The 19,500-nt window shown below is 57.4% G+C and carries 13 protein-coding genes and 4 pseudogenes; 11 read left to right on the top strand and 6 right to left on the bottom strand.

From position 1 onward, the window contains the following. Window positions 1-2,232 carry an amylo-alpha-1,6-glucosidase gene (locus tag EDE05_RS19850; RefSeq protein ID WP_134102475.1) on the top strand — a complete coding sequence of 744 codons (2,232 nt, stop codon included), beginning with the start codon at window positions 1-3 and terminating at the stop codon, window positions 2,230-2,232. A 102-nt stretch (window positions 2,233-2,334) separates the two neighbouring features. On the opposite strand, the gene EDE05_RS19845 is transcribed toward EDE05_RS19850, so the two are convergent. Continuing rightward, the gene (locus tag EDE05_RS19845; protein WP_134102473.1) at window positions 2,335-2,856 is read right to left on the bottom strand and encodes a sigma-70 family RNA polymerase sigma factor; all 522 of its coding nucleotides are present in this window, start codon (window positions 2,854-2,856) and stop codon (window positions 2,335-2,337) included. A gap of 815 nt (window positions 2,857-3,671) precedes the next feature. Here EDE05_RS19845 and EDE05_RS19840 point away from each other — a divergent pair. The 4 genes and pseudogenes from EDE05_RS19840 (at window position 3,672) to EDE05_RS19825 (ending at window position 7,011) form a co-directional block, all read left to right on the top strand. Next, the gene (locus EDE05_RS19840) at window positions 3,672-3,968 is read left to right on the top strand and encodes a DUF982 domain-containing protein (protein ID WP_134102470.1); all 297 of its coding nucleotides are present in this window, start codon (window positions 3,672-3,674) and stop codon (window positions 3,966-3,968) included. A gap of 78 nt (window positions 3,969-4,046) precedes the next feature. After that, a pseudogene (locus EDE05_RS19835) lies at window positions 4,047-4,472 on the top strand (transposase); the annotation flags it as partial. A 38-nt stretch (window positions 4,473-4,510) separates the two neighbouring features. After that, window positions 4,511-5,053 (top strand): AAA family ATPase, encoded by a 543-nt coding sequence (locus tag EDE05_RS19830; RefSeq protein ID WP_134102467.1) that lies wholly within the window; start codon window positions 4,511-4,513, stop codon window positions 5,051-5,053. Between the two features lie 776 nt (window positions 5,054-5,829). After that, the gene (locus tag EDE05_RS19825; protein ID WP_166675483.1) at window positions 5,830-7,011 is read left to right on the top strand and encodes an MFS transporter; all 1,182 of its coding nucleotides are present in this window, start codon (window positions 5,830-5,832) and stop codon (window positions 7,009-7,011) included. A 3-nt stretch (window positions 7,012-7,014) separates the two neighbouring features. Here EDE05_RS19825 and EDE05_RS19820 read toward each other — a convergent pair. The 4 genes and pseudogenes from EDE05_RS19820 to EDE05_RS19805 form a co-directional block, all read right to left on the bottom strand. After that, window positions 7,015-7,485: pseudogene (locus EDE05_RS19820) on the bottom strand (ATP-binding protein); the annotation flags it as partial. Between the two features lie 11 nt (window positions 7,486-7,496). After that, window positions 7,497-8,712 (bottom strand): annotated as a pseudogene (gene istA / locus EDE05_RS19815) (IS21 family transposase); the annotation flags it as partial. Window positions 8,713-8,874: 162 nt separating this feature from the next. Continuing rightward, on the bottom strand, window positions 8,875-9,204 hold the full coding sequence (locus EDE05_RS19810) for a hypothetical protein (RefSeq protein WP_134102461.1): 330 nt from the start codon (window positions 9,202-9,204) through the stop codon (window positions 8,875-8,877). Between the two features lie 300 nt (window positions 9,205-9,504). Further along, window positions 9,505-9,879, bottom strand: a complete 375-nt coding sequence (locus EDE05_RS19805) for a hypothetical protein (RefSeq protein WP_134102458.1) — start codon at window positions 9,877-9,879, stop codon at window positions 9,505-9,507. A 539-nt stretch (window positions 9,880-10,418) separates the two neighbouring features. On the opposite strand from EDE05_RS19805, the gene EDE05_RS19800 reads away from it, so the two are divergent. The 4 genes from EDE05_RS19800 to EDE05_RS19785 are packed head-to-tail and all read left to right on the top strand — an operon-like array spanning window position 10,419 to window position 15,750. After that, the gene (locus EDE05_RS19800) at window positions 10,419-12,044 is read left to right on the top strand and encodes an ATP-binding protein (protein WP_134102455.1); all 1,626 of its coding nucleotides are present in this window, start codon (window positions 10,419-10,421) and stop codon (window positions 12,042-12,044) included. A 14-nt stretch (window positions 12,045-12,058) separates the two neighbouring features. After that, window positions 12,059-12,460: a response regulator gene (locus EDE05_RS19795; protein WP_105386524.1), complete on the top strand. Its 402-nt coding sequence runs from the start codon at window positions 12,059-12,061 to the stop codon at window positions 12,458-12,460. A gap of 60 nt (window positions 12,461-12,520) precedes the next feature. Then, entirely contained in the window at window positions 12,521-13,147 is a 627-nt protein-coding gene (locus EDE05_RS27290; RefSeq protein WP_134102452.1) for a PAS domain-containing protein, read from the top strand. Further along, window positions 13,129-15,750, top strand: coding sequence for an EAL domain-containing protein (locus tag EDE05_RS19785; RefSeq protein WP_348631520.1), 2,622 nt, complete (start codon window positions 13,129-13,131; stop codon window positions 15,748-15,750). The genes EDE05_RS27290 and EDE05_RS19785 overlap by 19 nt, the downstream gene beginning before the upstream one ends. A gap of 544 nt (window positions 15,751-16,294) precedes the next feature. Here the strand turns inward: EDE05_RS19785 and EDE05_RS27525 are convergent. Beyond that, window positions 16,295-16,507 (bottom strand): annotated as a pseudogene (locus EDE05_RS27525) (hypothetical protein); the annotation flags it as partial. A 337-nt stretch (window positions 16,508-16,844) separates the two neighbouring features. On the opposite strand from EDE05_RS27525, the gene EDE05_RS19775 reads away from it, so the two are divergent. Both EDE05_RS19775 and EDE05_RS27435 read left to right on the top strand, forming a co-directional pair. Further along, on the top strand, window positions 16,845-18,917 hold the full coding sequence (locus EDE05_RS19775; protein ID WP_134102446.1) for a bifunctional diguanylate cyclase/phosphodiesterase: 2,073 nt from the start codon (window positions 16,845-16,847) through the stop codon (window positions 18,915-18,917). Window positions 18,918-19,267: 350 nt separating this feature from the next. Next, window positions 19,268-19,500 (top strand): transposase family protein (locus EDE05_RS27435; protein WP_208325229.1); only part of this gene is annotated, 233 nt, incomplete at its 3' end.

The raw sequence follows: 19,500 nt of genomic DNA, 5'->3' as shown, positions 1-19,500 counted from the left end.
ATGTCGATTGCCTCTGCGGACAACCTGACCGGCGTGCTGGCCAGCGCCAGCGCACCGGTCGCGCAATTCTTCATTCCGGCTGCCGCATCGCTGCAGGAGCGGCGGCCACGCACCCTGAAACACGGCGATACCTTCGCCCTCTTCGACCACAACGGCGACGCACTTTCCGGCCCAGGCAGCCCGGAAGGGCTCTTTCACCGGGATACGCGCTATCTTTCCCATCTCTACCTGTCGATCAACGGGAAGCGCCCGATGCTGCTGTCGTCGACATTGCGCGACGACAACGCAACACTGACGTGCGACCTGACCAATCCTGATCTTTTCAACGACAAGGGCAAGCTCATTTTAGAGCATGACCTCATCCATTTGCGCAGGTCGCGCTTCCTGTGGAAGGCCAGCTGCCACGAGCGGCTGACCGTCAAAAACTATCACGAGCGGCCGCAGCGTATCCGCATCGAGATCGCGTTCGCGGCAGACTTTGCCGATCTTTTCGAGGTCCGCGGCACGGTTAGGGCAAAAAAAGGGCGACTGCTTCCGGCTGTCATCGAGCCGAACTCCATCCTCCTTTCCTATATCGGTCTCGACAGTCAGAAACGACTGACACGGCTTTCCTTCGACCCGCGGCCCGACAGGCTTGCCAGCGACCTTGCCGTCTATGACCTTGACCTGGCGCCGCACGAAAGCCGGTCGCTGTTCATTGAGATCGGTTGTGATCAGGCGGCGCAAACCGACAAGACCGGCCACCGCTCGTTCTTTTTTGCCTTGCGGGATGCCCGTCGGGCCTTGCGCGGCTCGTCTTCGCGCGCGGCGTCGATCGTAACGTCGAACGATATCTTCAATGAGGCCGCTCGCCGCAGCGTTTCCGATCTGTACATGCTGATGACCGACAAGCCGGAAGGCCCTTATCCCTACGCCGGCATTCCATGGTTCAGCACCGTGTTCGGACGTGACGCCCTCATCACGGCGCTGCAGACGCTTTGGCTCGACCCGGAGATAGCGCGCGGCGTGCTTGGCCATCTGGCGGCCAACCAGGCAACGGAGGTGGACCCTGCCTCGGATGCTGAGCCAGGCAAAATTCTGCACGAGGTCCGCTACGGCGAAATGGCCGAACTCGGAGAGGTTCCCTTCCGACGCTATTACGGGAGCATCGACTCGACGCCGCTGTTCCTGATGCTGGCCGGCGACTACCTGAAGCGGACGGGCGACCTTTCGACGATCTTCCGTCTTCTGCCGCATATCGAGGCGGCGCTGACATGGATCGACGAGCACGGCGATCGCGACGGCGACGGTTTCGTCGAATACGGGCGGCAGACGGAAGAGGGGCTGATCAACCAGGCATGGAAAGACAGCCAGGATTCTGTCTTCCATGCCGACGGAACGCTGGCCCGAGGTCCGATCGCCATTGCCGAGGTGCAGGCCTATGTCTATGGCGCGTGGCTGAGTGCTGCGGAGATTTTCCGTCGGCTCGATCGGCCCGAACGGGTCGCCCACCTCCAGGCGAGGGCGGAAGGGCTGCGCCGCGCCTTCGATGCGGCGTTTTTCGACGAGGAGCTCGGCACTTATGTGCTGGCGCTGGATGGCGACAAGCGCCCATGCCGGGTTCGCTCGTCGAATGCCGGCCACGCGCTCTTCACAGGCATTGCCTATCCGGAAAGAGCAGGACGGGTCGCGCGTACTCTCATGAGTGCATCCTCCTTCTGCGGCTGGGGCATTCGCACCATCGCGTCCACGGAGGCGCGATACAATCCGATGAGCTACCACAATGGCTCGGTCTGGCCGCATGACAATGCGATGATCGCCACTGGCTTGGCGCGGTATGGCTTTCACACGGAGGCGGCGCGAATATTCGACGGGCTGTTTGCGGCATCGACCTATATCGACCTGCGGCGGCTTCCCGAACTGTTCTGCGGGCTGCCCCGCCAGCGCGCCCACGGGCCGACATTCTACCCCGTGGCTTGTTCACCGCAGGCCTGGGCTGCGGCCGCTCCGCTTTCGCTGCTGCAATCATGCCTCGGCCTCGATTTCGACCCGCATGCGTCACAGATCAGCTTCAATGAGCCTCAGCTTCCGGCATTCCTCGACGGGGTCACCTTGCGGAATCTTATAATCGGTAGCGGGTCGGCCGACGTTGCGATCCGCCGCTCGGGTGGCCAGGTCGTGGTCGATGTCGTCGATCGCAAGGGGGAGGTTCGGGTACTGACATCATCTGCTGGCAATGCAACCGGCGATTGATCCGCCTCGTGTTGACGTGATAGCAATCGCCCCTGGTCGATTGCGTAATGCCGCCGTGCGTGGTGCGCCAGCCGAAGCTCCGTCTAGATGGCACGATGGGCCTCATCTTCCGGACACTCTAGATCGACCGGGATCTGGGTCCATGGCAACTACCAGCATCTGGCGTCCGCGGTTCACGCGACTTTTGATCGTTCCGGTCGCACATCCGCAGACCCGGGCTGCATCCTCATAGCTCGAACCCTGGAACAGGACGTGGTCAATGGCGATCCTGTTTATTGGAGGAAGAGCCCCGTAGGCTCGATTGAATTCGCTCATGGAAACAGCCCATTCCTGCGGTGGGGCGACAGCCGGCAGTTCGGATACGCACGCGTCCAGCCCGACGACCATGCGTTTGCGGGCGGCGTAGCGGGTGCAGAAGGCGTTCCTGGCGATCGTGAATACCCACGACTTCAACCTCGTACCATCCTGAAATTTGTCGAGGTGGGAGAGCGCTTTTGTCAGAGTGTCTTGAACAAGATCCTCCGCGTCTACCGGATCAGGTTCGAAACGCCGCGTAAACGCACGAAGTGCTGGAAGCAACGCCACAAGTTCATCTCCGAGGTGATCACGCCTGGATCGTGACATGGCCGTCTCCTTGTTGGCAATGCTAAAGAACCAGGACCTTTGGCCTATTGTTCCAGAACATCCGCGCACCGGGGGGGAACTCTCGGCAACCTCCAATGTTAATGACGCTCTCCGAGGAGCTAATTCATGACGGAGACTGTGAGGGACTTACTGCACGCTCTTTCAAACGATCTGACGGAGGTCAGTCGGAGCTACCTCGATCCCGAGAGTACGTCGACTGCGAAAAACTTGGCGTTGTTACTGACCTCATTTGCGCGATGAGCTGCCGGAGGCGGACGTCATCGCCACTTTCGTCGGGGTGGCCCACAAGCTGCTGTCTCGTTCTTCCGTCCGTCATTGATCCGGCTGATTGGAGGACCGCAAATACTGCGTCCGTGCCGGCCAGACGTGGTACTTCACCATGGTGAAATCAGTGAATATTGTGCGGAAAAAAGCGAGTTGAAGCTTGAGCGGATGCTGGGGAACCCGATCGAGAACGCCTTTCCTTCCATCAGCGCCTAAGTCGCGGACTTGGGGCTGATGCCGGCGCATCCTAAGTGATAGGACTGCTCTCTGCGTGAACAGCGATGCATCCTGTACGATCTTAAAGGTCGCAAAACGCAACACGCAAGCAACGATGTGGTGAACGCGGTGCGGGGCGAACTCCGTTTTGGGCAATGTGGTAGGTTCGCTTCGCCGTTCTATCACCTAGTGAACCGTACCAGGCAAAAGGTCTGTGAAGCGGAGAGTCTGCCTCAAGGTGCCGAGCGGCATTCTTGAACGGGCAATTAGGAACTACTAAATTCTTCGTATCACTTCGGCCGATGGAGGACCCAATGACTGGCAGTCTGTTCAGCCGACCTCTTTTTGTGCAAAGACAGCACTTCGTTCAGGAGGTAGGTTGCCTCGACGACATTTTTGACTTCCTAGAGGAGTGGCCTGCGGACAAGCGGGATGTGGCGTATGAGACCATGCTGCAGGCTTGCCGCGACGCCGCGGTTGGTCGGTTTCCACTCGGGGCGGTGCGCGACAATTTCAGGCGCTTTCTCAAAAAAAACAGTCTTCTGGTAGAGATCGAGTCCGTCCCGTTCGTCTCGCGCGGCCCGAGCGACCGGAACGTAGATGGAATGTAGGTGCTGTCCTGTGGCCGTGCGCAACTGGCGGCGGCGCTTGGCCTGCCCGGCGCTGGCAGGGGTTCCCAGCAAACCATGATCTCGTCTTTGGTGGCTGCAGCTTGGTGCGAAAAACCGCGCGGCCTGCTGACAGATCGTCAGGTCAGAAAGGTCAATGCATTGAAGCAGGGCTCTCCAATGTTCCCAATAATGCGTGGGCTTGGCTATGCGCTTCAACGGCATCTTGCGCAGCGGGCGCTCGGAGGCGCTGGATGAATGGATCGACGATGCCCTTGACACGGAATTCACGACGATCAGGCGTTTCGCCAGCGCGTTTTGCGCGGGGATATTGATGCCCTAAGAAATGCAATCGAACTCCCTTAGAACAACAGTCAATCCGAATCGTAGATCAACCGCCTCAGATGCTGAAGCGAGCAATGTATGGTCGCGCCGGCCCAGAACCGGAGGGCGAGAATGCTGCCGCTTAATCAGAAATTGAGGATGAGGCGATTTTCTGAAAAATGACAACATATTCGGTGGTTCGTGGAGGTCGAGGAAAAGTCATGACGCGATATGTTATTGTCTCTGGCTGTTCAGGCGGTGGAAAATCAACTCTGCTTGGAGAACTTCAAGAGCGAGGCTTCGCCATTGCTGAGGAACCCGGGCGTCGTATCGTCAAGCAGCAGATCGAAGCCGGCGGAGAAGCTTTGCCATGGGTTAACATGGCCGCTTTCGCACAACGAGCAATCGAAACGGCACTTCAAGACCTAGCGGTTGCGGCAAGGCGACCCTCCGTGACGTTCTTTGACCGGGGGCTTATTGATGCCGTTGCAGGTTTACATCATGCGACCGGGGAGCCAATGCGGGTGGACCTCATTGCTGCAAACCGGTTTCATGTAGATGTTTTCATGACCCCGCCTTGGCCGGAATTGTACCAGGCTGATTCAGAGCGACGGCACGGTTTGGAGGAAGCGGTTGCCGAGTATGATCGTCTCATGAACCTATACCCGTCACTCGGCTACAGAGTTCGGTTGCTCCCCAAAACTTCGGTCGCCCGAAGGGCCGACTACATTTTGAGCCAGTTACCCCGGGACTTCTTGCCCTGACCCTGAAGAGGCGCGAGGCCGGACGGTGGATAGAACTCCCATCATAATCGCCACAAGTGGTTGGAAAGTGGAAAGCCCGCGTCAATCCCCAGAAGCGCGGGCTTTCGCAGCCGGGGCTCTTCTCTGCCCGACCTATGCCCGAAATTTACGCTTATGGAGCCCGAAGGATCAACTACGCCGAAGGGTGTAATTAGAGGAAGTCGATCATATCGACCATGGCGGCTAACTGGTCCTCCGTCCGAACTCCGCGCTCGTAGAGATTGACCAATGTGGCCGCCAATCGGTCGGCTTGAGCACTCGTCTTCTGGATGCCCAGGGTACAGCAAGTTTGGTCGAAAATCGGCTGTAGCGTTGCAACCTCATCTGGAAGGAGAACGCTTCGAGGAGCGGCTGCAAACAATCACTTAGCATTAGCAAGCTCCCTTGTCCCGGGAACGCGCCGGGCGCGGTGGCAGCATAAAAATGTTCCCGGGTGGATGAACAGAGGGGTCGGGTGTGTAGGGAAAATAAATTGCCAGGAAAGCGGTTGGCACTTTCAAAAGGATGGGATGAGGATCGCAGAGTGCGCCATATTTGGCCAAAATCAATCTTTTGGTTGCTTCATAGCGGTCGAATACTATCTTCTCGCGGACCGAGGACGGGAAGACAATGGTAAGCGAAACAAAGCTAGAATACGGCCCCCTCACCGAGGCTACCAGAGAGGCACACACCCAGACATTCATCAACCAATTTGTTCGATCCCATAAGTGCCAGGTGATAGGTCCGACTTTTCCCCTATGGTATTTGGGGCCATGATCCGATCTGCATCGCCCGCCTTCATGTTCTCGCTTATTGCGTTTGGCACAATTCTTGGTATCGCCGGAACTGACCTCGTCCTTCCCGCGGTTCCCACGATGCCACGCGAATTGGACGGCACGCCCGCTTTAGCCCAGATGGTGCTGGCAGCCTATGCCGCAGGAACGCTCGTGGGTCTGCTGACATTCGGTGAACTCGGCGCGAGATATTCGCCTCGCAGACTCCTGATCTGGTCGCTGACCCTATTTGCTTTCACCTCCATCCTGGCAGCATTCGCGCCTACGCTGGAGTGGCTGGTGGCGTTCAGGTTCGCTCAAGGAGCTTTCGGCTCTGGTCCTGCAGTATTTGCGCCAGGTTTCATCCAGGGTCTCTTCACGGGTGACAAAGCGGCCGGAATGTTCGGACGACTTGGCTCGATCGAATCTCTTACCCCGGCGCTTGCCCCGGTGGCAGGGGCGTTCCTGCTCGGCGTGGGCGGCTGGGAAACATCCTTCCTGGTTCTTGGAGGTTTTGCGATCTTCTGCGCCATTGCCTGCGTGGTCTACAGCCACTCGCTTCCGGATCGGACCGTCGCTCTCGAAACGCACCGCAGCTACCTATCGATCCTGCGGGACGGGGTGTTCCTTCGGCACGCGCTGAGCCAGGCTTTCTCCCTCGCCGCAATCCTCATCTTCGTCTTTGGCGCACCGGTCGTGATGACAGAGATCATGGGTGGCGGCATTGAGGATTTCATCCTTCTGCAGATTTGCGGAATAGCCATCTTTATTCTGGCATCCAATCTTTCCAGCACACTCGCCAACAAGTTCGGGATCGAGCGCATGATCTGTCTCGGAACGGGAGTCTTGCTCACTGCCTTCCTGCTGATCCTTGCCTATGTTCAGTTCGGTGGAAGCAGCCTTGCTGTCATCGTGCCCATCTGGGCCATCACCAATGGGGCATTCGGTCTGCGGGGTCCGATAGGCTTTCATCAGGCCATAGTAGCTTCTAAGGGCGATCATTCTCGTGGCGCTGCACTGGTTGTGGCAGGCATCTTGGGATTCACGGCGGCAGGTACCGCTATCGCTGCGCCGTTCCTTGGCCTTGGTTGGTGGCCTCTCGCTCTGGCAAGCTGCCTTTCAGCAGCCCTTGCCTTCCTCTGCCTGGCAGTCTTTCCAGAAGGCTGAACTGCTCTTTCGAAGGACCGAAGGTCTGCCGTCACCACGCGCAAGTGCGGGCTGGGCGAATAGTCTCGGAACACGCTGATAGAGAACGGTACGATCGTCTCGGCAAGCCTTGGGGCCAAGCGCAAAGGCCAGCCATCTCTTTCCGACACCCGAGCGGCCGCAGATGCCAGATTGTCATGAGCACTGATCCAGTCGCTGCCGAGCAATTTCATGAAGAGCGCGCGGTCAAGGCCGCGTTCGCTGCGATAATCGACATCTTCCGGCGTCGCCTGGTGGCGCAGTTTGGCGAAGCTGAGGCGTGCAGCAAGCTTGTGATCGTAGTGGGAACTCCACTCCCGTTCGAGCAGCAATCCGAGCCATTCAGCATGCGAGAGATGTTGCGGCTTCGCCGTTGCCGCTGGGTTCGCCAAGGCTTTTGCCATGCCGGGCCGCGCCCATGGCGTTCAGTTTGTCGAGTGTTGGATGAGCAAGCATCTTCGTTCTCCTTAGTGGTAATAGCGGGGTCTGCGGATGTTTTCGTGATGGACCGGTCCATGCGACGCCGCTCTATTCGAGGCAGCCGTTCGGTCAAGGTGATTGTCGAGGATGGAGCGCACCGAGCCATATGTCCGGGCTCCAATCTCCAGCGCACGGCCGCAAGCGGCATTGACCCTGTCGCGGCCAAAGCTCTTGTTGAGGCGGATAATCCCGAGGCAAGCTCGAAAGCCTTGTTCAGGATGCGGCCTGTCGGCGAGGATGCGCTCGCACAGCAGCGCAACATCCCACCCAATGGCAGAGGCTTCGCGTCGAATGCGTTCGATCGTCCAGTCAGCAAAGCGGCGATGCGCTGAGGGCTTATGATCAGGGATCGTCGCATGCTTGCCGTTGCCGCTGGAGCGTCGATGAGCAGCAAGCCGCTCGCCCTTGTGGAAGATCTCGATCGTATTGGCGGTTATCCGCGCCTCGACCTGCTCTCGAGCGAAGCGATAGGGAACGGAATAGTAGTGCCGCTCGATCTCGACGTGATCCAGACCGGCCCGTCGGATACGCCATTCGGCAAACACATAGCGTTCGAGAGGCAGTGGTCGCAAAGCCGGACGATCAAGGTCTTCGAACAGTTGGCGGCGCTTGGCACCGGCCCGGCGCAGGACCCTCTTATCGTTCAGGTCGTGAAGCAATTCGCCGATCGCCGCATTGACCTCAGCCAGCTGTAGAAGGTGCGATGGCGCAGGCGGCCCAATAGCCAACGTTCGACGATCCGAACCGTGGCTTCCACTTTCGCCTTGTCGCGCGGGCGTCGCGGCCGCGTCGGTAAAATGGCACTGCCATAGTGAACCGCCATCCCGGAATACGTCCGGTTGACTCGGGGGTCGAAGTGGCAGGCCTTGATGATCGCCACCTTGGCATTGTAGGGAACCAGCAAGGTGGCGCACCGCCAAAAAACTCCAGCGCCAGGATATGGCATTCGATCCAGTCGGGAAGTGCCTCACTCCAGCGTGCCTGCGCATACGAAAGGCTCGATGCTCCCAGAACCGCCACGAACAGGTGCGCCTGCCGTGTCTTGCCCGACAGCCGATCCACGATCACTGTGACCGTGTCGCCGGCATAGTCGACGAACAGCTTGTCGCCGGCCGTATGATCCTGCCGCATCGTCACGGGCAGCTTCATCGCTCAGCCGCGGTAAGGGTCACAGTAGCGACTGTAACGATAGCGGTCCGGATGTTCGAAGTACTTCTCTTACCCCATCTAGCCCTTCGAGGTGCTCACCGGCCAACCCCTCGATAATGAATGTCGAGCATTGCTCGGATGATATCTTCGATTCCCGCTTTGAAGTTTCCCGCCATCCACATTCATGCAATCGTTTTTCAATTCTCAGCTGCTCCCTCAGAGATATCCGCTGCCGGCCAGCCACATGCGATACTCGTCCCAATCTTTCAGGCGTGTACCGGGCGCTTGCATGAATTGCTCCATTCGCCCAGCGAGCTTCTCCATCGTTTTATCGGATGGCCAATCGCCCAAAGTGACGTATATCCGCCATGCAGTTTTCACACTCATGCCTTGTGGTGGATCAAATGGTGTTATGCAGAACTGGTGGCTAGAGAGGGCACTCTTTACCCTCGACAGCGGAATGCCTATCTCGTCAGCTATCACCTTAGGCTTCACCCCGAGAGCAGCCATCTTCACGATCAGGTTGTCGCGCTCAATCTTGTCCATACACACCGAGATACTGTAATCATCATTCGCGGAAAAGAAGCAGCAGCGTCAGGTCAATTTCGGCATGATGATGGCGTCTGCTCCTATTATGTCGTTCTCGTTTTTCATTCCGTCCCAAAACTCCTCGACGGTGCGTGCCGCCTCGAGGCGCCGTCTGCGTGTATCCCGCGTTCAGTGGTCCATTCCTTTTCATCCCATCGAATAGGTCACCTCAGCGCCAATGCCTTTCTTGAAGGCCCCTCCAACCGAATCTCCCCAAATATTGATCGCCGTTATAGGCGGAGCGGTCCTTCAGCGCCTTCAATCTAAAGCCCTGACCGGATGTAGTGGATGGCCGCTTTGGCGCATTGCGGTGCCGGTAGCAGAGGCCGTCCGCCACATCAGGATTGGCTGCCAACTATCACCGGAGGCGGTTTTTGCGCTTTTTAGCAGGATTAGAAGTTGGCTTCGAGCTGTGCTCTCTGATTTGTTGCCAAGGGCTTCTCGAATCAAGGCTCGCGCTTCTGCCTGCATGTTGACGGCTGGATGCTCAAGGATTGCTTCTACGCGACCCAGCCATTCAAAATGCTCCAGGGCGGCCCAGGGTTCGTTGATTTCGGGTATGGCGCGGATTGCATCCTCGATCTCCACCATGAAGACGTTAGCGTCGATGTTTCTGTCCGCAGGTGCGTTCATGATTTTTGTTCAGAATAGATGGACCGCTTCGGCTCAAACGACAGGGCCGGCGCGCTGTCCCGTGCGGGGCCGTTACCCTAAACCCAAGATTGCCCTGTGCTGCTTAGGGATCAGGGACTTTGCGCTGGGTCGCAGAAGGGGTGAACAGGCTTCAAAAGATTAGAGCAAATGTCCACTGCAATCAAGACGGCCGGCGCTTCTGGCGCGCCGGCGGCTGAGATTGCTGATTGGGGCAAAACCCCAGGTTCTCAGAAACTTATTAAGCTCCGTCGAGCGTGAACGATCAAGTCGGCCGTTAGTATGATATAGAAATGAAAACTGGTCGCCCGTTCCGCCTCCACTTACACTCGTTGGCCAAGGAGGTGTCTGAGGAAAAGTTCGCTCGCGGCGAAAAAGCGACGCAGCAGGGGTACCCGGTCGAATAGCCGACGCTAAAGTTTTAGCGGCTTAGTTGAGCGGAACATAATATTCCTTTGGTAGTCAGAAAGACGACGACCCGCATCTTTGATCCAACACGCGGCGAGTGCAAGGAAATAGTTATGACTGCAGCACGTACTGAACTGCCTAACGCTTTGCCCAGACAGGATGTGCTAGCGGAGATTTTCAAGAAGGCGCCGCATCCGATCATCGTCAAGAACAGCGCATCTCAGTTCCTCTTCCTCAACGACGCAGCTTGCGATTTGATAGGCGCGCGATCGGAAGACGTTGTCGGGAGAACAGATTATGACTTTCTGCCCAAGGCTGAGGCCGATGCGATCCGAGCCATGGACATTCAGATCTTCGAAACCGGAGAGGAAAAATTCTTCGAAGAGGTGATTACTGGGCGGGACGGCTCACCCCACACCCTCAAAACCCACAAACGGCGCGTTTGTCTGGCTTTTGACGACACAGTACAGGAATTCCTGATCGTGGACTTTCAGGACGTCACCGAGTTGCGGAAGGCAGAGCGCGTTCTTCGGGCAAGCGAAGAGCATCACAGATCGCTGATCGAACTCCATCCTCAAACTCCCTGGTTAGCCAATGCCGCCGGGGAGATCATCGAAGTTGGGGCCGAATGGGAGCACCTTTCAGGGAGGTCCCGTGACGAAGCCGCCGGCTCGGGGTGGGAAAGCTCCGTTCATCAAGAAGACCTTCTCTCAGTGAAAGAAAACTGGGCACGCTCGGTGGAGACAGGCGCTCCGCTCGACATCGAGTTCCGCGTCGCTAATGTAGGTGGGGAAGTTCGTTGGTTTCGCAGTCGTGCGGCGCCGAAAAGATCACCAACCGGCAAGATCACCAGATGGTACGGCTTGCTCGAAGACGTCCATGAGCGGCGGCTCGCGTTGGACGCGCTAAGGAAAAGCGAACAGAGTCTGATTGAACATCGGGACGAACTAGAGAAGTTGGTCGAGGCAAGGACTGCAGAAGTCAGCAGGAAAAATGCCGAACTCGACCGGTTGCTCCAGCAGGAACGCGAGGTCAACGCGTTGCAGCGCCGCTTCGTGGCCATGATTTCCCACGAATTCCGCACGCCACTTGCGATCATTGACAGCGCGGCCCAGCGATTGACGCGGACGAAGACAGCGGTCACCAGCGACTATCTCTTCGAAAAATCCGCGCAGATAAAAGGGGCTGTCGCTCGGATGGTCGAGCTGATGGAAAGCATCTTGGCTGCCGGACGGTTGCGAACGGGTACGATTGCGATTGACAGGCAACCGTGTTCATTGGCCACGGTAATAGACGAAGCAGTTAAGCGCAGACGGGACATCAGCGCGACCCACGACATCCATGTTGACGTCACGTCCCTTCCTCAATCGATGCATTTTGATCGAGACGCCGTCGATCGCGTCGTATCGAACCTCCTTTCGAACGCCGTGAAGTACTCTTCTCACTCGTCGGATATCTATATTCGCGGCTGGCAGGAGGATGGCTGGGCAAAGGTGAGCGTTCGTGACACGGGCATCGGCATGGATGTTGACGACCTTCCACGTCTTTTCGAGCCATATTTCAGAGCCCGTAGTGCAACGGGAATCGCAGGCACGGGTATCGGACTGAATATCGTGCGCGAAATCATCGAGCTGCACGGTGGAACAATCTCGGTCACCAGTGAGATTGGCAAAGGGACGACCTTTACGATCTCGCTTCCAGTGGATCACCATCCGAGATTGGAACAGGAGGCAGCCTAAGAGGTGGAGGCAAGATGACGACTATTCTTTGCATCGATGATGAGACCGAAATTCGAAAACTCCTGATCGAGGAGTTTCAGGATGCTGGGCTAAAGACCCTGGAGGCCGCGAACGGACGGGAGGGATTGGAGAAGATATTGACCGCGTGGCCAGACATCGTCGTTTGCGACGTCTCCATGCCAGTGATGACTGGGCACGAGCTTTTGGCTGAGATCCAAGTCAATCATCCGGAATTCTCCAATACCCCGTTCATCATGTTGACGGCCATGACGGATAAGGAAAACACGCTGAATGGCTTGAAAGCTGGCGCCGACGACTATCTAACGAAGCCCGTGGATCTTGATCTTTTGATGGCGAAAATCAGCGGCTGCATTGCGCGGCTCGAAAGCAACCGCAAGGCGGGTCGGGGTCTGTAATTGAACCCAAACGCGAGCTACCGCGTTGGGCGTAATACTGAGCTTCGCGACTGCAGGTGTATGATGCCTTTTTTATCCTCGTCCACACATCATACGGGAAGCGGGCAAACGCTCGATATTGTCTCAGCGATCTTTGCCGGCTTTCGCAACCCGGTCATCGTCAAAGATGAGCATTCCCGTTTTGTATATCTCAATACAGCCGCCTGCGCCCTCCTGGGCTGTAAGCCAGATGACATCGCCGGACGATCAGACCATGATTTTTTGCCCAAAGAGGAGGCTGACGAAATCATCGCCGTCGACCGCGAGATTTTGAGGACTGGACGAGAGCGGATATTCGAGGAAACAATCGCGACGCCTCGGGGAGAACGGAGGGCACTTGTTACCCATAAACACTGCGTAACACTGCCGGCTTCGGCTGCTCCGTGGAGGCTGGTCGTTGCCGTCATTAACGACGTGACCGAATTGCGTAATGTCGAGCGAGCCCTTCGCGCTCGCGAGGAACATTATCGCTCGCTGATCGAACTTCATCCTCAGGTGCCGTGGGTTGCCACTCCAGACGGGGAGGTCGAAGAGGTAGGCCCACTTGGCGCGAGATATCTGGCCACGCACCGGAGGACGCGTTCGGCTCGGGATGGGCAACAAGCATCCACCCAGAGGATTTACCCGAAGTGCAACGGAGATGGCTAGCGTCAATCCGAAACGGCACCCGTTTTGACGTGGAGTGTCGTATACGCAGCGCTACCGGGGCTTATAGGTGGGTCCGCAATCGTGCAGCGCCGCGCCGAGATGAGGACGGGGCAATTAGCCGATGGTACGGCCTGCTTGAAGACATTGATGAGCGTAAGAACGCCGAGGAAGCGGTTCGTGAAAGCGAAGCTCGTTTTCGCCTCATTGCGGACAGCACGCCGGTGATGATCTGGATGACCGACGCCAAGGGCGAGACGACATATCTGAACCGCCGTTGGTCCGAAACTACAGGGCAGTCGAGCGACGAGGCGCTGGGGTCAGGATGGTTGGATGCGATTCATCCCGAGGATCGTGACAGCGTGAGGGCTGCGTTTGTCGAAGCGGTACAAAACCGGGCACCTACACGTGTGGAATACCGCCTGCGCCGTAGGGATGGAACTTGGGCGTGGGTAATCGATCTTGGCGAGCCACGACTGACGCCCAATGGTGACCTCATTGGCTTCGCCGGCTCGGTGCTCGACATCTCAGAACGCCATGCTGCCGAGTTGGCACTGGAGGAAAGCGAAACCTTCATTCGTAGCATATTCGACAGCAGCCCGGATTGCATCCGGTTGATGGATCTCGAGGGCAATCTGGTTCTCATGAACCGGGCAGGACGCCAGCTTTTCGGCCTGGCTCCCGACGCTCCCCTGGACGAGATGCGCTGGGACAAAATCGTTGCCGCCTCCGACATATCGAAGGTTGTTTCCGCCTTTGACCGGGTCAGAGCGGCAGAGACGGCGCGCTTTGAAACTGTAATTGCCGCTCACGACGGTAAAAAGCATTGCATGGACGTTATAGTCGCGCCAGTGTTTGGCTCGGAGGGCAAGCCGGTTCGTATCTTGACGATCTGGCGTGACGTGACGGAGGCAAAGACCGCACGCAATGAAGCTGAGGACGCCCGGCATGCGGCCGAGACGGCAGCTCGGCGGCTATCGTCAGTGCTTGAAAGTACCATGGACTGCGTGATCGTTCTCGATCGTGAATGGCGTCTGACATACATGAATTCAAGGGCAATGCGCCTGCTTGATCTCGGTGAAGAGGTCATCGGCAAGGATATCTGGACTCTCTATCCAGCGGAAGCAGACAGCATGTTCGCCTTCCACTATCGGCGAGCGCTAGCAGAAAACGAAGCGGTCACTTTTGAGGAGTATTCTCCCTCGCTCAACCTTTGGCTTGAAGTACATGCCTCGCCCTCGGCCGATGGGCTCTCAGTTTTCTTTCGTGACATCTCCGATCGGCGCAAGGCCGAGCAGGAACGGGTTCAGGCGCAGAGCCAGATCCTGCACATGTCGAGGCACGATGCGCTTACGGGCCTGCCGAACCGGCTGTGTTTCCGCGAGCGGCTCAACCGGGAACTGGAAAGTTTGCAGGAGGGAAAAGGTGTAGCTCTTCTGGCGCTTGATCTAGACGGGTTCAAGACGGTGAACGATGCCTATGGCCACCCAGTGGGAGATGCTCTGCTGCGTCAAGTTTCCGAACGTCTAAGATCGTGTGCTGAAGACACTGCCGTAGTGGCACGCGTCGGTGGGGATGAGTTTGTGGTTGTGCAGCCATCTCTTCCTAGTCGAGACCGTCTGAGGATCCTCGCCGAGCGCATCATCGGTACGCTAGAGAAACCCTTTGACCTCGACGGTGTCTCGGCGACCATAGGCGCCAGCGTCGGTATCGCGCTAGGACCAGAACACGCGAGCACGGTGGATGAGCTGGTAAGGGCATCAGACGTCGCGCTTTATCGTGCAAAGGCCGACGGCCGAGGAAAATACAGGTTCTTCGAACCCGGAAAGGACAAACACCTTCAGGCGCGACAGCAACTGAAATTGCAGCTCAGGAATGCGCTCATCCGTGGAGAACTCGAGATTCACTATCAGCCACTCGTAGAGCTTGCCTCGAAAAAAATCACCTCATGTGAGGCACTTGTCAGGTGGCGGCATCCCGAGAAAGGCATGATTTCGCCGGCTGACTTTATTCCGGTCGCTGAGGAAAGCGGCCTCATCGTGCAGCTAGGAGCATGGGTTCTCAATGAAGCGTGCCGGCAGGCCACCGCCTGGCCCACGGACGTAGGCGTATCTGTCAATCTATCGCCGCTCCAGTTCAAGAGCGGCGACCTTCCCGCAACAGTTTCGCGATCTTTAGAGGCGTCCGGCCTCGCCCCCACCCGCCTTCAGCTCGAGATTACCGAATCGGTGATGCTCGATGACGAGGAAAACAACTTGCGGACCCTGCAGCAGATCAGGCGGCTCGGCGTCACAATTGCGATGGATGACTTTGGGACCGGTTATTCATCACTCGGCTACCTTCGCAGCTTTCCCTTCGACAAAATCAAGGTCGACCGAGGGTTCATCAATGATCTTCCTGAAGGGCGGGAATCTCTAGCAATCATCCGGGCTGTCGCGGGCATCGGCCGCAGCTTAGGGATAACAACGACCGTGGAGGGCGTCGAAACCAAAGCGCAGCTCGATGCGGTCAGTGCGGAGGGTTTTGACGAAGCGCAGGGATATCTGTTCTCACGCCCAGTGCCTGCATCTGAGGTGTCTAAGTTACTTAAACGCCGCGAACTATGAGCGCATTACGAAATCGCATTCGATGAGATGCAAGCGCCTTCGTCCCGGCTAGCACCTCCGGTCCGGTTCGTCTCGTCTACGATACACCGGCTGTGATGAAAATGTCGAAGTATAGTCAACGGGCAAGCCGAGTTAGTGGATGATGACGTGGTCGAGATCACTTTCGCGTAAGCAAAAGACGATGAGCGCCGGTCGAGGGCAAAACCGGGGACTTCTGCTGCAAACTGGATCCAGGACAAAATGCCGGAACCATCGCCAGCAACAAAATCGCAAACATTAGACGAGCTACCATGGCACTTCTTCGAAAGAACAAGCTCGCCGCCGTTATAAAGGCAACGATCTCAGAAGAGCGTTCGGCCAGCGATTCGGGCCGTCATCAAAATTCCTGTCATTCGGTCTAGACTTCCGCGGTTGCTGCCCGACCAACGAAAACATCGGCTATTTTCCTGCCGAGGCACGAGCTGGAGAGGCACCGGACGTACTCGTCTGGCCGACTGCCCCCGGCGCAGCATAACCAGACTCCAGCCTAAGACGGGGCGATCACGGGATTAACAAACCCGACACCGATGGAGTTGGTAGCAGCCCAAGGCGAATCCTCCCGTGCTCGTTGGAGAAGCTTGGGAGCCTCCGTGGCGATGCGGGCCCGTCCCACTTGCACGATCTCCGCGGATGACACGCCCTGCCAGCGCTCCCATACCTCGGCCTGGAGCGGGCTGACAACGAGGATGGCGAACAGATAGCTTATGAACTCGGACAGGACGCTCTCCCAATTCTTTGCAACGTTGAGGGCCATACGGGGCTCGAGCGGCCTGCCATTTGAAGGAAATCCCGACTGGCGGGTTGAATCGGATCGCCGCGATGGATGATGCCTGACGCATAACCGATCGGTTATCGGTAATACTGCTTCAGACGCACCGCAGTCGGTGTCAACGACCCGTTTGGGAGACGGCACCAACGTCGTTACACCCGGAGCTTTTCAGGGAGAAGATGCATGCAGTCAGGCGTCCGGTTGTTGTCTCAAAGGTGTAAGAGAGTGTTTAAGTTCTGAAGTCATCATATGGGCCTTCGTATAAGTCGGGGTGAAGCGTCCGCCAATGATGACCGTGGTAAGTTGCATCGCAAATGAACACAATTTGCTCCTGGTTTTTATCGCGGCTCTAACTTGCCTTTTCGGTGCGGCGATCACCTTGAGATTACTGCACCGGGCAGCGATCGCGTCGCGGTGGCAGAGGCTCGGTTGGCAGTTCCTGGCTGCAGTCGCTGGTGGCGGCGGCGTATGGACAACGCACTTCGTCGCCATGCTAGCATATGAACCACCGGCGCCAGCATCATTCGACCCGGTGATGACCTTGATGTCGCTGATGATCGCGATGTTGGGCCTCCTTGCCGGTTTCTCTATCAGTGGGATGGGAGCGACGCGTAAGTTCCCGCTGCTTGGTGGCACACTAGTCGGCTTAACATATTCCGCTATGCACTATACCGGGATGCGCGCCTACCATGTAGTTGGACTCGTCGAATGGCGAATTGATTACATTTTGGTCTCAGTATTAATCGCAACCTTATGTTCGGCGGCGGCGGTAGCCGTGGTCTGGCGATCGGGGCTGCAGATGCAACGATTCTGGTTGGCCGTTGCGCTTTTGGTCACGGGGATTGTCGGTCTACATTTCACGGCAATGGCGGCCTACCGCGTGACGCCGCTGACACAGAGTTTTGCCGAGGTGGATACGGCAGCCATTTTCACCTTCGCCCTCGCCATCACAATCGTTGCCCTGATCGTCGTCAGTTCCGGGCTCGCGAGCTATCTGATTGACACAGATGTTCGCGCAGACTCACAGGAACAGCTCCGCCACATGGCAGCCCACGATGCCTTGACGGGTCTGCCCAATCGCGCCAGTTTTTCCACTCACATCAGTAAAGTGTTCGATGAAGCCCAAGGACGAGGCCGCAAATTCGCCGTCATTGGCGTCGACCTCAACCGCTTTAAGGAAATCAATGACACGCTCGGACACGGCGCCGGCGATGAGGCCCTTCGCATCATCTCACGTCGCCTGGCGCAATGCCTTGAGGAGGACGAGTTTGTCGCCCGCCTGGGCGGCGATGAGTTCGCAGCAGTGAAAAAATGTGGCGCTAAAAGCGATGTCTCCGCCTTCGCCGAGCGCCTTGCCGAAATCGTAAGCCGGCCGATGCGTATTGGTAGCATGGAGATGAGAGTCGGGGCGAGCATGGGGGCCGCCATCTGGCCGGACGATGCCAAAGAACTGGACGAGTTGGTCAACAATGCCGATGTGGCAATGTATCATGCCAAGCACGCCGCCCTTGACGGGCTTCTGTTCTACGACGCCGGAATTGGTGCATTGGAACGCAAGCGGCGGCAGCTTGCGGAAACATTGCGACACGCGATAGAGCACGGCGAACTGGATGTCCACTATCAGGTGCAGAAGTCGCTCTCGACCAGCGAAATCCATGGATACGAAGCGCTACTGCGCTGGACACATCCGAAGCTAGGTCCAATTTCGCCATCCGAGTTCATTCCGGTTGCGGAGGAGAATGGATTGGTAGGGTCACTTGGTGCCTGGGTGCTTCGCCGGGCATGTACGGACGCGGCCGCGTGGGAACCACCATGCCGTGTGGCCGTCAATGTTTCGGCTGTCCAGTTCATGGATGCCAACCTGCCGAGGCTGGTACACGAGATACTGGTTGAGACAGGGTTGCCGCCGCATCGATTGGAGCTGGAGCTTACCGAAACTGCACTGATCAAGGATAAAGTTCGTTCACTGCACATCATCCGCCAGATTAAAGCTCTCGGAGTCGGATTGGCGCTCGATGATTTCGGAAGCGGTTACTCCTCGCTCGAAACACTGCGGTCGTTCCCCTTCGACAAAATCAAGCTGGACAAAGCCTTTGTCGATGGGATTGAGCAGGACCGGCAGTCGAAGGCTATCGTGAGAGCCGTACTAGCCCTCGGCAAGAGCCTGGATATTCCTGTTCTGGCAGAGGGCATAGAGACTGAAGAGCAGATGTCGGTATTGCGGATGGAAGGCTGCGACGAAGGACAAGGCTATCTGTTGGGGAGACCGTCAGCGACCAGGGATCTTGCTCACAAACTTGTGCCGACACGGGGGGAGGGTCCGCATCAGGAGAACCTGGCGACGAGCCGCTCTGCTTAAACGCCCTCACTACCTCGGCAATACCCCCCCATGTGGCACCCTAACGAGTCTCGTTCAGGGTGGTGAATAAAACTTCACTGCGCAAAATTTGAGGGTGGACTGCAGCGACGTGTGTATGAGAAATCGTGGTAGCGATCAGGCGGCCATCTGGACGAGGGTTTCTGACAGGCGATGAACGTCGTACGGTTTGGCCATGAAAACGCTTCGCTCCGGAAGCTGGTTGGAAGTCAAGCGAATTTTCCCGAGACAATAACAATCTCTGTCAATCGGCATCCAAAATTGGCTCTGACTCAGTTTTGATGCAGTTGTAATGACGATGCTTTGCTGGTTTCCACAATGGAATCAGCCTGATGAGCACCAAGTTTCGTCCCTCCGATTTGGTACCGGCTGGTTTCATCGCCGAAGGCATCACCCACATTGACGATGAGACCTGCATCTTGCTGTCGCGAGCCGGCGCTACCGCGTCATGTCCGGCATGCGGACGAATGTCGCGAACGGTTCGAAGCCGTTATTGCCGCCAGGTCGCGGACCTCCCTCTGTCGGGAAGGCGTGTCCGACTTCTCGTCCGCACACGGAGGTTCAC

This window comes from Neorhizobium sp. R1-B (assembly GCF_004368875.1).
GTDB lineage: Bacteria > Pseudomonadota > Alphaproteobacteria > Rhizobiales > Rhizobiaceae > Neorhizobium > Neorhizobium huautlense.
Note: the sequence above shows the minus strand (reverse complement) of the source record. Positions and strands in the feature narration are given on the sequence as shown.

Excerpts from the sequence above, each read along its gene's own strand:
- EDE05_RS19830 (WP_134102467.1), top strand. The coding sequence starts at position 4,511 with ATGACGCGATATGTTATTGTCTCTGGCTGTTCAGGCGGTGGAAAATCA.
- EDE05_RS19805 (WP_134102458.1), bottom strand. The coding sequence starts at position 9,879 with ATGAACGCACCTGCGGACAGAAACATCGACGCTAACGTCTTCATGGTG.
- EDE05_RS19800 (WP_134102455.1), top strand. The coding sequence starts at position 10,419 with ATGACTGCAGCACGTACTGAACTGCCTAACGCTTTGCCCAGACAGGAT.
- EDE05_RS19850 (WP_134102475.1), top strand. The coding sequence starts at position 1 with ATGTCGATTGCCTCTGCGGACAACCTGACCGGCGTGCTGGCCAGCGCC.
- EDE05_RS19775 (WP_134102446.1), top strand. The coding sequence starts at position 16,845 with ATGATGACCGTGGTAAGTTGCATCGCAAATGAACACAATTTGCTCCTG.
- EDE05_RS19840 (WP_134102470.1), top strand. The coding sequence starts at position 3,672 with ATGACTGGCAGTCTGTTCAGCCGACCTCTTTTTGTGCAAAGACAGCAC.
- EDE05_RS19810 (WP_134102461.1), bottom strand. The coding sequence starts at position 9,204 with ATGGACAAGATTGAGCGCGACAACCTGATCGTGAAGATGGCTGCTCTC.
- EDE05_RS19825 (WP_166675483.1), top strand. The coding sequence starts at position 5,830 with ATGGTATTTGGGGCCATGATCCGATCTGCATCGCCCGCCTTCATGTTC.
- EDE05_RS19795 (WP_105386524.1), top strand. The coding sequence starts at position 12,059 with ATGACGACTATTCTTTGCATCGATGATGAGACCGAAATTCGAAAACTC.
- EDE05_RS27290 (WP_134102452.1), top strand. The coding sequence starts at position 12,521 with ATGATGCCTTTTTTATCCTCGTCCACACATCATACGGGAAGCGGGCAA.
- EDE05_RS19845 (WP_134102473.1), bottom strand. The coding sequence starts at position 2,856 with ATGTCACGATCCAGGCGTGATCACCTCGGAGATGAACTTGTGGCGTTG.